The organism is Streptomyces sp. NPDC005761 (genome assembly GCF_040630635.1).
In the GTDB taxonomy this organism is placed as follows: Bacteria; Actinomycetota; Actinomycetes; order Streptomycetales; family Streptomycetaceae; genus Streptomyces.
The window spans coordinates 44,905-57,617 of the sequence record NZ_JBEXXX010000014.1 but is presented as its reverse complement, the minus strand read 5'-3'; the positions used below and the strand labels follow the sequence as shown (position 1 = coordinate 57,617).

At 71.4% G+C, this 12,713-nt stretch carries 13 protein-coding genes; 7 read left to right on the top strand and 6 right to left on the bottom strand.

Going from position 1 to position 12,713, the window contains the following annotated elements; genetic code table 11:
- Positions 1-94: 94 nt before the first annotated feature.
- Positions 95-1,312: a type ISP restriction/modification enzyme gene (locus tag ABZ434_RS15870; protein ID WP_359135949.1), complete on the top strand. Its 1,218-nt coding sequence runs from the start codon at positions 95-97 to the stop codon at positions 1,310-1,312.
- Between the two features lie 16 nt (positions 1,313-1,328).
- On the opposite strand, the gene ABZ434_RS15865 is transcribed toward ABZ434_RS15870, so the two are convergent.
- On the bottom strand, positions 1,329-2,039 hold the full coding sequence (locus tag ABZ434_RS15865) for a TetR/AcrR family transcriptional regulator (protein ID WP_359135946.1): 711 nt from the start codon (positions 2,037-2,039) through the stop codon (positions 1,329-1,331).
- 63 nt (positions 2,040-2,102) lie between these two features.
- On the opposite strand from ABZ434_RS15865, the gene ABZ434_RS15860 reads away from it, so the two are divergent.
- Together ABZ434_RS15860 and ABZ434_RS15855 are read left to right on the top strand one after the other, a co-directional pair.
- Positions 2,103-3,065 (top strand): ATP-binding cassette domain-containing protein, encoded by a 963-nt coding sequence (locus tag ABZ434_RS15860; RefSeq protein WP_359135943.1) that lies wholly within the window; start codon positions 2,103-2,105, stop codon positions 3,063-3,065.
- Positions 3,062-3,898 (top strand): ABC transporter permease, encoded by an 837-nt coding sequence (locus ABZ434_RS15855; protein ID WP_359135940.1) that lies wholly within the window; start codon positions 3,062-3,064, stop codon positions 3,896-3,898. Before ABZ434_RS15860 ends, ABZ434_RS15855 begins: the two co-directional genes overlap by 4 nt.
- 15 nt (positions 3,899-3,913) lie before the next feature.
- Here ABZ434_RS15855 and ABZ434_RS15850 read toward each other — a convergent pair whose 3' ends face one another.
- The 3 genes from ABZ434_RS15850 to ABZ434_RS15840 all read right to left on the bottom strand — a co-directional run bounded on the left by ABZ434_RS15850 (position 3,914) and on the right by ABZ434_RS15840 (position 6,035).
- Entirely contained in the window at positions 3,914-4,522 is a 609-nt protein-coding gene (locus ABZ434_RS15850; protein WP_359135938.1) for a TetR/AcrR family transcriptional regulator, read from the bottom strand.
- 174 nt (positions 4,523-4,696) lie between these two features.
- Positions 4,697-4,960, bottom strand: a complete 264-nt coding sequence (locus ABZ434_RS15845; RefSeq protein ID WP_359135936.1) for a hypothetical protein — start codon at positions 4,958-4,960, stop codon at positions 4,697-4,699.
- 283 nt (positions 4,961-5,243) lie between these two features.
- Positions 5,244-6,035 (bottom strand): SGNH/GDSL hydrolase family protein, encoded by a 792-nt coding sequence (locus ABZ434_RS15840; RefSeq protein ID WP_359135934.1) that lies wholly within the window; start codon positions 6,033-6,035, stop codon positions 5,244-5,246.
- A 235-nt stretch (positions 6,036-6,270) separates the two neighbouring features.
- Between ABZ434_RS15840 and ABZ434_RS15835 the strand changes: the two genes are divergently transcribed.
- Complete coding sequence (locus ABZ434_RS15835) at positions 6,271-7,377, top strand: DUF5925 domain-containing protein (protein ID WP_359135932.1); 1,107 nt, start codon at positions 6,271-6,273, stop codon at positions 7,375-7,377.
- A 95-nt stretch (positions 7,378-7,472) separates the two neighbouring features.
- On the opposite strand, the gene ABZ434_RS15830 is transcribed toward ABZ434_RS15835, so the two are convergent.
- A complete protein-coding gene (locus ABZ434_RS15830) occupies positions 7,473-7,847 on the bottom strand; it encodes a GntR family transcriptional regulator (protein WP_359135930.1) in 375 nt (124 codons plus the stop codon).
- 69 nt (positions 7,848-7,916) lie between these two features.
- Here ABZ434_RS15830 and ABZ434_RS15825 point away from each other — a divergent pair, with 69 nt between their 5' ends.
- The 3 genes from ABZ434_RS15825 to htpG are packed head-to-tail and all read left to right on the top strand — an operon-like array spanning position 7,917 to position 10,852.
- Positions 7,917-8,345 carry a hypothetical protein gene (locus tag ABZ434_RS15825; protein ID WP_359135928.1) on the top strand — a complete coding sequence of 143 codons (429 nt, stop codon included), beginning with the start codon at positions 7,917-7,919 and terminating at the stop codon, positions 8,343-8,345.
- The gene (locus ABZ434_RS15820; RefSeq protein ID WP_359135926.1) at positions 8,326-8,859 is read left to right on the top strand and encodes a DUF402 domain-containing protein; all 534 of its coding nucleotides are present in this window, start codon (positions 8,326-8,328) and stop codon (positions 8,857-8,859) included. Before ABZ434_RS15825 ends, ABZ434_RS15820 begins: the two co-directional genes overlap by 20 nt.
- Before the next feature lie 49 nt (positions 8,860-8,908).
- Positions 8,909-10,852: a molecular chaperone HtpG gene (gene htpG / locus ABZ434_RS15815; RefSeq protein WP_359135924.1), complete on the top strand. Its 1,944-nt coding sequence runs from the start codon at positions 8,909-8,911 to the stop codon at positions 10,850-10,852.
- A gap of 210 nt (positions 10,853-11,062) precedes the next feature.
- Here the strand turns inward: htpG and ABZ434_RS15810 are convergent, their stop codons facing one another.
- Entirely contained in the window at positions 11,063-12,610 is a 1,548-nt protein-coding gene (locus ABZ434_RS15810) for a trifunctional class I SAM-dependent methyltransferase/NUDIX hydrolase/VOC family protein (RefSeq protein ID WP_359135922.1), read from the bottom strand.
- Positions 12,611-12,713 lie beyond the last annotated feature (103 nt).

The following is a 12,713-nucleotide window of genomic DNA, read 5'->3' as shown; positions in this document are numbered from 1 at the left end:
CAACCGGCTCCCCTCAGGGGCCCTGCCGGTACCGGGGCCCCGCCGATACGATGCCGGGGAAGGCGGCAGACGTGGCGACGGGGAGGACGACACGGTGGCAGCTCCGGCAGCGGCCGGGTCCGGCGAGGGCCCGCGCAGCCCGCTCCTCGACGACCTCATGCCCTGGTCCGTACGGCCGCTCAGGACCGGGCGCCCCTGGGTGACCGCCCCGGACCCGGCCTCCCTCAGGGCCCGCTGGGAGCAGCTCGTACGTGCCCCGGACGCCGAACGCGAGCAGCTGTTCGGGCCCACCCGTGCACGCACCCCGCGGACTCCTGCGGCGGCCCTGCCCGGGCAGTCCACCGGGACCGGCCGCCTCTCCCGTGAGCCGGGACCGTGCCCGGAGCCGGTACGGATCCTGCACGGGCCGTTCGACGAGCAGTGGCTGCTTCCCGACCACCGCCTGATCGACGTGGCCCGGCCCGAACTGTGGCGGGTCGCCGACGACCGTCAGCTCTTCGCCGTCGAGCACGGCCGGGTGCCCCAGGGCACCGGCCCCGCCCTCTCGGTGACCGCGCTGCTGCCCGACGGCCACTCCCCCGCGGGGCGGCCCGGCCGGATCCGTCCGCTGTTCCGGCGCCCCGGCGGCAGCGAACCCAATCTGGCCCCCGGGCTGCTCGATCTGCTGCGCGCCCGGCACGGGAACGCGGTCACCGCCGAGTCGGTACTGGCCTGGATCCTCGCGTCGGCCCGCCGTACTCCGGCCGGCTGCGCGGTGCCGCTGCCCACGGACACCGTGCGCTGGTCGGCGGGCGTGGAGCTGGGGCACGAGCTGCTGCGGATCCAGCTGCGCGGGGCCCGGGGCGGGGGGCGCCCCCGGCTGCCGGGCGGTCGGCGCCCGTATGTGCGGGCCGCCGTCCCGCCCGCCCCCTCGGAGCTGTCCTACGACGCCGGCGAGGAGACGCTGAACCTCGGTACGGGCCGCATATCGCCGGTGCCCGCCGGTGCGTGGGAGTTCCGGGTGGGCGGTGTACGGATGCTGGAGCTGTGGTTCGGGCGGCGGACAGCGGCGCCCGGCGCGGAGGGCCTGGAGGCCGTGCTCCCCCGCGTCTGGCCGCAGGAGTGGACGTCGGAGCTGCTGGAACTGATCACGCTGCTCGCCCTGCTGGCCGAACTGCGCCCCCGTCAGGAGGAACTGGCGGAAGGTCCGGAGATCGACGTGCACGAACTGCGGGCGGCGGGCGTGCTGCCGGTGCCGGCGTCCGCCCGGCGGCCGGCGTCGGTGCTCGATCATCAGGAGGAGGGCCCGGACGGCCAGTTCGCCCTGCTGTGACTCCGCCGGACCGGTCCTACACGCCCCCGAACGAGTCCAGTACCCGGGCGAGCGCCCGGTCGAACACGGCGTCCAGATCGATGGGCCCCGGGTCCTCGGCGAACCCGGCCGCCATCCGCGGGTACTTCCCGGTCATGATCTGACTGATCAGGTATCCGGTGCGGGCGGCCTGCTCCTGCTCCTCGGACCAGGGCAGCGACCTGCTGCGCTCCGCAGTGGCGATCTCGTTGGCGGTGTAGGTGGTGACCACTCCGTTGACCATGGCGACGAGCTCCATCTTCTCGCCGAACCGCGCGTCGACCCCGTCCAGGCAGCTCAGCGCGTACTCCAGGTAGCGCAGGGCGTTCGGGCTGAAGCCGTACACCGGTGACATCAGCCGGGGCACCCAGGTGTGGCGGCGCATCATCCCTCGCGCCTGGTGGGCGAGGGCGAGCAGGTCGGCGCGCCAGTCGCCGGAGGGCTCGGGGTACTCGTACCCGGCGCTGACCGCGTCGAGCATCAGCTCGTGCAGGTCCTCCTTGCGGGGAACGTAGTTGTAGAGCGACATCGTGCCGCAGCCGAGCTCGGCGGCCACCTTCCTCATGGACACCGCGTCGAACCCCTCCGCGTCCGCGATGCGCACGGCGGCCGCCGCGATGTCCGCACGGCTGAACGCGGGTTTGGGGCCACGGCCCGCACGCTCGGGGCGCGCCCAGATCACTTCCGGTACAGCGGGTCGCCCCACCATCGATCATCACCTCGATCCCCATAGTAGTTACGTACACCGTACGTAGTGCGGTACCGTTGCGGCATGACAACTACGTACGCCGTACTTAGTGAAGGTCTGGAAAAGCGCTATGGCTCTGTCCACGCGCTGCGCGGCCTGGATCTCGCCGTCGCCGAAGGCACCGTCTGCGGAGTGCTGGGGCCCAACGGCGCCGGCAAGACCACCGCTGTGCGCGTCCTCACCACACTGACCACCCCCGACGCCGGCAGCGCCCGGATCGCGGGCCATGACGTGGTGCGGGAGGCCGGAGCCGTGCGGGCGGCGATCGGCGTCACGGGGCAGAGCGCCTCCGTCGACGGCGAGCTGTCCGGCCGGCAGAACCTGCGGCTCTTCGCCAGGCTGCTCGCACACCGGGGCAAGGCCGCGCGCACCCGGGCCGACGAGCTCCTCGAACGCTTCGAGCTGACCGAAGCGGCCGACCGTCCGGCCCGCACCTACTCGGGCGGAATGCGCCGGCGCCTGGATCTCGCCGCCAGCCTGCTGGCCCGCCCGCAGGTGCTGTTCCTGGACGAGCCGACCACCGGCCTCGACCCGCACAGCCGCGGTCAGATCTGGGAGGCCGTACGGGAGCTGGCGGGCCGCGGCACCACCGTCCTGCTCACCACGCAGTACCTGGAGGAGGCCGACCAACTGGCCGACGACATCGTGCTCGTCGACAGCGGCCGGGCCGCCCACAGCGGCAGCCCCGCCGAGCTGAAGGCCAGGATCGGGAGTTACGCCGAGGTCGTCGTCGCCCACGCCTGCGCCCTCGGACCGGCCGCCGCCGTCCTGGACCGGCTGACGGGCGCCGCACCGGTTCTCGACCACGAACGCCGCACGGTGGGCGCGGTCGCCACCGACCCCTCGCTCACCCTGCCCCGGATCGTCCGCGAGCTGGACGCGGCGGGCGCCGCGGTGATCGACGCGAGCCTGCGCCCACCCACCCTCGACGAGGTCTTCCTGCGCCTGACCGGGCGCAGCACCCCCATCAAGGAGAAGGCAGCATGAGCACCGGCACACTCGTGGCACAACCCCGGACGCCGGGCACCGCCGCGTCCGCGAACACACCGGTCGCGGACGGCCTGGCCGTGCTCGGCCGCCATCTGCAACGGATCAAGGCGGCCCCCGGCGTACTGATCCTCACCCAGACCATGCCGATCACGATGCTGCTGTTCTTCGGGTACGTCTTCGGCAGCGCCCTGGCCGTCCCCGGCCAGGAGTACCGCGCCTTCCTGGTGCCGGGGCTGCTGGCGGCGACCGCCGCGAACGGCATCATGACCGGGATGTTCCAGTCCGCGCAGGACTGCCACCGGGGCGTGATGGACCGGTTCCGCACCCTGCCGATGAGCCGGTCCGCCGTGCCGTTCGGGCAGACCGCGGCCGATGTGCTGACGACGGCCGTCGGACTGCTCCCGCTGATGCTCGCCGGACTCGCCGTGGGCTGGCGGATCGAGGGCGGCCCGGCCGCCGCACTGGGGGCGTTCGGACTGCTGCTGCTGTTCCGGTTCGCCACCTCGTGGGTGGGCTGCTGGCTGGGGCTGCTGATCCGGAACGAGGAGGCCGCCGGCCAGGTGGGCGCGTCCACGTTCATCCTGCCGCTGCTCTCCAGCGCCTACATCCCGACCGACAACCTGCCGGGCGGGCTGCGCACGCTCGCGGAGTGGAATCCGATCAGCGCCGTCGCCGCGGCCACCCGCGACCTCTTCGGCAATGCCGCGCCGGCCACCGATGCGGCCTGGCCGGTCGCCCACCCGGTGGCCGGCACGCTGCTCTGGTCGGCCGTACTGCTCGCGGCTGCGGTGCCGCTGTCCGTGCGCCGCTACTCCCGCGGCGGCGAGTGACGAAAGCGCGAGCGGTCAGCCGGGCAGGACGGCCGGCCGGTCCAGTGTGCCCAGCAGGGCGATGAAGCTCGACTCCAGGAAGGCGCCGAGGTCGTCGAGGGCGTCCGGCTCGTCGAGCGGCCAACTGGTGGCTGCTTCCTCGGCAAAGGCCATCCAGGCCCGGGCCGCGACGAGCAGCCGGGGCGAGTCCGGCATCCCGAGCCGCCGCTGCCCCTCCTCCGCGCGCCGGGCCACCAGGGCACGAGTGGACTCGACGATGTCCTCCACGGCGGGATGGCTGCCGGCGGCACCGCGGACCAGGGCGAGATAGACCCTGCGATGCTCCGTGACGTACGCCGCGAAACCGGCGATGAACGACCGCAGCCAGGGAACGGGCTCCAGCGAGGGGTCCGGCTCCATGGCTGCGGCGAAGTCGTCGCACTCCCGCTGCACCATGGAACGGTAGAAGTCGCGCTTGGAGTCGAAGTAGTGGAAGAGCAGCCCCCGGGAGATCCCGGCACGGCGGGCCACATCGTCGGTGGAGAGCTCGTCCAGCGAGCGATCGGAGAGCATGTCCACGCCAATCGCCACCAATTGCGCCCTTCGCTCGTCGGGGCTCAGGCGCGCAGCTCGCTTCTCGGGCATGCGGACAGTCTAGAAGTACTTCGGCACCGAATTACCTCGGCACCCACTCCACCGGAAAACACCTGCGGCCACAGCGCCGGCCGCAGCCGGACGCGGACATGACGACGCGCCACTGCCGGCTCCGGGGATGACGGAAGAGCAGGCAGCAGCGCGATGCCGGGACCGGGCGTCGGGTCAGCGGCGGCTGCCGAAGAGCGAGCGCCGCAGCCGCCGCAGGGGGGCGAAGAGGGAAACCCTCGCACTCCTGCTCCGGCGGGTGTGCGCGACGTCGCGCGAGGTGAGCTCGAGCATCAGCAGCGTCGCCTCCGCGGACTCACGCTGCGGGACGGCGGGGCCGCCCAGCACTGCGAGATGGCGGTCGAGGCGCGAACTCGTCGCACCGCTCCCGCATGTAATGGCAGGCACACGCGGCCTGCTGCGCACCGTTATCTGTTCCATGTCACTCCCCACCCGTACGAGGGCACCCGGCCCGGGCAGGTTAACCCTATCGCCCCTCGGCGACACCCGTGTATCCCGGGCACAGGATTGAGCACACACATACGGAGGTTGACGACCAGTCTGCGAATCTGCCCGATTCCAGGGCGAGTTGGACAGATCATCAATGTCCTTCCGGATCAGGCCCGTCGGGGACCGCCCGCCGAGGAGGCCCTGACCTGCAGGACTCCTCCGGCGGGCGGCGCGACGGGCGTCACGCAGAGGAACGAACGAACGCTCGTGACGGTCAGTCGAGCGAGTTGAGAACGGGCAGATAGCCACCCGACTGCCCGGAGGCGAAGGGGTGGTACGACTCGCCGATGTTGAACCAGTTGAGACTGTGCAGCCAGACACTTCCGGAGCAGATCTCGTGTCCGGTGAACGTTCCGGCGACATCACCGAAGGCGAAACCGTGGTCGGCGGCACGCTTGGCCGTGGCGGCGTTGAGGTAGTCGGCGGCGCTGTTGATGGCGGTGCGCACCTTGTCGCTCAGACCGACGACACAACTGCCGCCGATCTTGTAGAAGCGCGGGTAACCGAGCACGACGACGCGGGCGGACGGAGCCTTGGCGCTGATCGCGTCGTAGACCGAGTCGAGCTTGCCGGGCAGCGTGGAATCCACGTAGCCGCGGGCGGTGGCGATCCGGTTGAGGCAGGTGGACTCCGACTGGAGGACACAGGTCGTCATGACATCGGCGAATCCGGCGTCGTTGCCGCCGATGGAGATCGAGACGAGGTCGGTCGAGGAGGTGAGCGGTCCGAGCTGGCTCGCTGTCACATCACCGGTGCGGGCACCCGAGCAGGCGGTGAAGGCGAACGAGGCCGGGGAGTTGGCGGCCGCCCAGAGCGAGGGGTAGGCGAGGGTGCTGCGCTTGCAATCACCACTGGAGCTGATGTAGCTGCCGGAGCCGACTCCCGAGGAGTAGGAGTCACCCAGGGCGACATAGTCGACGGCCTGGACGGACGGTGCGGCATTCGCGGTGGCCGCCCCGGTCAGGGCGATGACGGCACCGAACAGGAGCGAGGACGATAACGCCATGAGTCTGGATATTTTCATGGGACCTCCCTTGGACCGACCAGCAGGATCTCTGCCTACTCAGTGGTAGCAGCAGCCGAGCCCCTTCCGGAAGTGTCCATGCCAAGTCCATCGGATGAGCTTTCGCCGGCGGCTCCCCGGGTTCGTGCCATTTCGGTGCACTCCGCGCCCCGGACCGGCTCGGGCAGGTGACGAAACCTGGGTGCGCCGGGTGCGCCCGTGCCGGATCATGGGCGCCATGTCTGCCACCCCCGAGTCCGCTCTGCCGATCCGGCTCACCGTCGACGACAGCGACTCCCCGTCCGATGTCGTCGACGCGCTGTTCCTCGGCCGCTTCGCGACGGGCGAGCAGCCGTACTCGCACAGTTCCTCCCTGGACCGGGTCAGGAAGAACGCCACGCTGCTGCCCGAGGGAGCGAAGGTCCTGCGCGCCGCCCGCGACGACGACCGCAGCGCCACCCTGGCCGAGGGCGAGGGCTGGACACTGCTCATCTCGCGGTGGAACCGGGGGGCCGACGTCACGGTCACCGCGACCAGCCCCGAACTGGCCCACACCGTGCTGGAGAAGGCCACCGAGGACGCCCAGGACGAGCCGGAGCCCCAGCCCGAGAACGTGACGATGGGCTTCTGGTACGTCTCGCCGCGCCGCGGTCCGTACCGCACGACCCGTCAGATCGCTGCCGGCACCTGGGACGAGATCCGCCCCAACTACACCGCGCCCGTGGCCGATGCCATGGACAGGCTGATGAAGGTCACCCCGGACGACATCGCGGGCCGGCTGCTCCTGCTGCACGGCCCTCCCGGCACCGGCAAGACGTCCGCCCTGCGCACGCTGGCCCGGTCCTGGCGGGACTGGTGCCAGGTCGACTGCGTACTCGACCCCGAACGCCTCTTCAACGACGTCGGCTACCTGATGGACATCGCGATCGGCGAGGACGACGGCAGCGCGAAGGGCCGCTGGCGCCTGCTGCTCCTGGAGGACTGCGACGAGCTGATCCGCGGCGAGGCCAGACACACGGCCGGCCAGGCTCTGTCGCGGCTGCTGAACCTCACGGACGGGCTGCTGGGCCAGGGCCGCAACGTACTGGTCGGGGTGACGACCAACGAGGACCTGGAGCGGCTGCACCCGGCGGTCGTCAGGCCCGGCCGCTGCCTGGCCCGCATCGAGGTGGGGCCTCTGACCCGCAAGGAGTCGGTGGCGTGGCTCGGTACGGAGGAGGGACTCGGCCGGGACGCGGCCCGCGAGGGAACGACGCTGGCCGAGCTGTACGCGCTGCGGCGCGGTACGGGACCCGCGTCGGTCCCCAAGCAGGACTCGGGGGCGGACGCGGGGCTCTACCTCTGAGTCACGTCCGGGCCCTCTCGCTCCGGCCGTCAGGCGCAGGGCCGAGCCCGCGGCCCGGAGATGCGCCCGCCCGCACACCCCGCACGGTCCTCACCTCACCCCGCGTACACCGCCCGCACCGCGTCCTCGGCCAACTCCAGGGCCCGGGCCCGGGACATCCCCAACCGCCGGGCCTGCTCCGCGTACTCGCGTGCGGCGGACGCCGCGTTGCGTTCGGCCGCGTCGCCCGCGGCCGCGACGAAGGTCCCGTTGCGCCCCCGCGTCTCGATCACCCCGTCGGCCTCCAGTGCGCGGTAGGCCTTGGCGACGGTGTTGGCGGCGAGGCCCAGCTCCTCGGCGAAGCCGCGAACGGTCGGGAGTCTGTAGCCGACCGGCAGCGCCCCCGAGCGGGCCAGTTCGGAGATCTGCGTGCGCAGCTGCTCGTACGGGGCGGTACCGGAATCCGGGTCAACGGCGATCTTCAGAGTCACGGGCCGATTCTGCCCCACCGCCGGAAAATCGAGGGCGGGCGGGCCGGACCTGCGGGTACGGTCCGGCACATGACTGTCATCGTGCGCGATTTCCGGCCCGCCGACGCCGAGGACCGGGTGCGCGTGCGGCGTACGGCTCTCCCGTACATGGTGACCACACCGGAGCAGGTCGTCCTCGACCTGGCCACCGCCCGTCCGGACAAGCGGTACCGGATGCTGGTCGCGGAGGAGGACGGCGAGGTGGCGGCGTTCGCCCTGGCGGAGACCGGCGGGGTGAACCGCTACCGGTCGGGGATGACCGGAACCCGGCGGGCGTACCGGGGCCGGCGGCCGGCGAAGCTCGCCAAGAACGGCTCGCTGCACCGGGCGCGCGACGCCGGGTACACCGATGCCTACACCGGCAACGACGCCGGCAACCGCCCGATGCCGGCGATCGACCGCCGGCTCGGTGACGAGATCTGTACCACGGAGGTGCGCCATGTCCGCAGGTTCGACTGAGTCCTCACTCACGGTCACGCTGGTGAAGGGCGGACGGACCAAGATCGCTTATCCGGCGGAGCTGGTGCGTGACGACGGCATCCGGGTGACGGTGCGCGCGCCGTGGGCCGCGCCGGGGGTCCGGGACTTCGGTTTCGTCCGGTTCGAGCCGGGCGACGTGTTCACCGAGCACTACTGGCGCGACCGCTGGTTCGCCGTGAAGGAGGTGCGCACCGGCGCGGGCGTGCTCAAGGGCTGGTACTGCGACATCACCCGTCCCGCGGAGGTCCGGGACGGGGCGCTCCTGGTCGAGGACCTGGACCTCGACCTATGGGTGTCGGCGGACCGCTCTGCGGTGCTGCGGCTGGACGAGGACGAGTTCGAGGAGAGCGGACTGGCCGGGCGCGATCCCGCGGCGGCCCGGGAAGCCGTCCGGGCCCTGGACGGGCTGGAGCGGCTGGCCCGCGCGGAGGGTCTGAGCGGACTGCTCTCGGGGCCTTCGGAACGCGCCTGTGAGGACGATCAGTTGACTTAGAGTACTCAGGTCATTGCCCGCCCGGTGACCTGAGAAGGATGCACGGACTATGCCCACTGAGACGTTCGAGTTCCAGGTGGAAGCGCGCCAGCTTCTGCAGATGATGATCCATTCGATCTACTCGAACAAGGACGTGTTCCTGCGCGAACTCGTCTCCAACGCCTCCGACGCGCTCGACAAGCTGAGGCTCGAAGCGCTCCGCGACGATGCGCTCGGCGCGGACGTGTCCGACCTCCACATCGAGCTCGAAGCCGACCGGGAGGCCCGCACGCTGACCGTGCGGGACAACGGCATCGGGATGTCGCACGACGAGGTGGTCCGGCTCATCGGGACCATCGCGAACTCGGGTACGGCCGCGTTCCTGCGGGACCTCAAGGAGGCCAGGGACTCCGGGGACGGTGCCGCGGCCGAGGGGCTGATCGGCCAGTTCGGTGTCGGCTTCTACTCCAGCTTCATGGTGGCCGACGAGGTCGTCCTGCTGACCCGGCGCGCCGGGGAGGAGCGGGGCACCCGCTGGACCTCGACCGGCGAGGGCACGTACACGATCGAGGCCGTCGACGAGGCTCCGCAGGGCACCACGGTCACCCTCCGGCTCAAGCCGGAGGACTCCGAGGACCAGCTCCACGACTACACGTCTCCCTGGAAGATCAGGGAGATCGTCAAGCGGTACTCGGACTTCATCACCTGGCCGGTACGGATGGTCCCTGAGCCCGCCGGCACGGATTCCGGGGAGGGGGACGAGGACGGCGGCACCGCGCGCGAGCCCGAGACCATCAACTCGATGAAGGCACTGTGGGCCCGCTCGCGCGACGAGGTCACCGACGACGAGTACCACGAGCTGTACAAGCACATCAGCCACGACTGGATCGCCCCGCTCGAAACCGTCCGGCTCCAGGCCGAGGGCACGTTCGAGTACCAGGCGCTGCTGTTCATCCCGTCGCACGCGCCGCAGGACCTCTTCGTGCAGGGGTACAAGCGCGGCATCCAGCTCTACGTGAAGCGCGTCTTCATCATGGACGACTGCGAAGCGCTGATGCCGTCGTACCTGCGCTTCGTCAAGGGCGTCGTCGACGCGCAGGACCTGTCGCTCAACGTGTCGCGCGAGATCCTCCAGCAGGACCGGCAGATCCAGCTGATGCACCGCCGACTGGCGAAGAAGGTGCTGTCGACGGTCAAGGACATGATGTCCGGCAACCCGGAGCGCTATGCCACGTTCTGGCGGGAGTTCGGCCGTGTGGTCAAGGAGGGGCTGCTGAGCGACTTCGAGAACCGCGAGGCCATCCTCGGCGTGGCCTCCTTCGCCACGACCCACGACAAGGACGAGCCGACCACGCTGCGGCAGTACGTGGAGCGGATGAAGGACGGTCAGGAGCACATCTACTACCTCACGGGCGAGTCCCGGGAGGCGATCGAGAACTCCCCGCACATGGAGGCGTTCAGGGCCAAGGGTGTCGAGGTGCTGCTGCTGACGGATCCCGTCGACGAGGTATGGGTCGAGGCGGAGCCCGAGTTCGACGGCAGGAAGCTGCGGTCGGTCGCCAAGGGCGAGGTCGAGCTCGGTACGGAGGAGGAGAAGAAGGAGGCGGCGACCGAGCGGGAGAACCGGCAGCAGGAGTACGCGGATCTGCTCGGCTGGATGAAGGACCGGCTGAGTGGGACCGTCAAGGACGTGCGGCTCTCCTCGCGCCTGACCGTCTCGCCCGCCTGCATCGTCTCGGACACGCACGATGTGACACCGGCCCTGGAGAGCATGTACCGCGCCATGGGGCAGCCCGTCCCCCAGGTGAAGCGCATCCTCGAGCTCAACCCGGAGCACCCGTTGGTCGGTGGCCTCAACCGGGCGTACGCCGGACGTGGCGAGGACGCCGGCTCCGGGCTGGAGGAGACGGCCGAGCTCCTCCACGACCTGGCGCTGCTGGCCGAGGGCGGCGAGCTGGGCGACCCGTCGCGCTTCGTCCGCCTGATGGCGGACCGCCTGGAGCGCACGCTCTGAGGTCCGTACGCCGCTGATCCGCCGGACAGCCGGGTCGCCCTGACGCCGGGCGGTGCCACGGCGCCTCCGGTGCGTACGCTGGGTCGCCCGTGGGCAACACGGCTCCCTGCCCAGCCTGCACCGGGTCGCCCTTCATGCTCGGGCGGCCCGGTGCACACCCGCTGAGGACGTGCGCGCAGCGGGCCGCGTCGCGCGGAACACGCCTCGGTCTCAGTCCCGGCGCCGAGCCCATCCATCGGTGTGCGGGGGCGGAGTCGGCGGCCCGGAGCGGGTGGGCGCGGCTCCGGCGACCAACTCCACTTCGTATCCCGCCGCGTCCTCCAGATACGCGGCCACGTGCCCGTCACCGCCCGCGTGCGGATGACGGTCACCGAACAGGAGCCGCCAGCCGTGCTCCGGGGCCCGGGCCACCAGCGCGTCGAGCGTGGCCCGGTCCTCGACGTGGAACGCCAGGTGGTTGAGCCCGGGACGGCGTCGTTCGTGCGCTCCCGGGGCCAGGTCGGGCGACTGCTCGATCACCACATAGCTGTCGCCACGCCGCCAGCTGCGCCCGTGCGTCCATTGCTGGTACGGAAGATGGCCCAGTTCGCCGAGGAGCCAGCCCCAGCCCGGGGCGGCGGCCGCCACATCGGGAACCCACAGCTCGAGGTGGTGGATGCTCCCGGTGCGGGCGCCGCCGGCCGGCAACGGCACGGCCCGTCGGACGCCCCGTGGTTCGTACGCCACGGTGTCGCCGTCCTCGTGCCAGTGGATCAGGAAGTGCTCCCCCGTCCGGTAGCCGTCCAGGCCTGCGCGGCAGTACGCGACCATGTCGTCCGGCAGATCGTCCAGCGGGAACCAGTCCAGCCCGGAGCACTTGTCCGGTTCACGGTTGTACGGCGGCCGGTCCGGGTCGTACGCCGCCTCGAAGAACCAGCCCGTCCTGGGGCTGCCGCCCGGCCCCCGGTGCTGCATGACCAGGGCGGTCCGCAGCTCCTCCGGTTCGAGCGCCACCCCGATCTCCTCGGCCGCCTCCCGGATCACCGCCGCCCGGACGTCCTCGCCGTCCTCCACATGCCCGGACGGGGCGTGCAGCAGCCCGTCCGCGTAACCCGTGCCGGCCCGCCGGGCGAGGAGGACGTCGGGCCCCCGGCGGAGGATCAGATGCACATCGACGACCTCGGTGTGCCGGCGCGGAGGCTCGGCACGCGCCACCAGTGCGTAGCGCTCGTCGTCGACGTCCTTGCCCCAGAGGTCGCGGTCGCCGGAGAGCCTCTCGTGGTGGACGCGCTCGGTGAAGGGGGTGAGCAGTGCGGTGAGCTGAACAGCGGACAGACCGACCCCGTTCCACACGCCTTCGACCAGAACCAGTCTGCCGCCGGGCCGCAGCAGACCGAACCAGTGGCGCAGGACCTGGTCCGGGTCGGGGAGCAGCCACACCACGTGCCGGACCAGGATCACGTCGAACTGCTGCCTGCCCACCGGCGGTGCGGCCGCGTCCCCGGTCAGCACCTCGGCCCCCGTCCCGGCCAGCTTGGCGCGTGCCTGCTCGACCATGCGGGGGGAAAGGTCCACGGCGGTGACCCGGTGGCCCTGTCCGGCGACGAGCAGCGCCAGACTTCCGGTGCCGCACCCCAGGTCGAGCACCTCGGAACGCTCCCGGGGCAGCCAGCTCTCCAGACGCTGCGCCCAGGCGTGCCGGACCACGGGATCGAGCAGGCCGTGATCCGGCTCGTCGTCGAAGGAGCCGGCAGCTGAATCCCAGTCGATCGTCGTCATGGACCGATCGTGCCAGCTGCCACTGACAACGACGTCGGCCTCCCCGGGGAAGGCCGGCCCCGGGCCCGCGGGCGGCCGGTCTTAAGCGTTCTTGAGTGGCTCC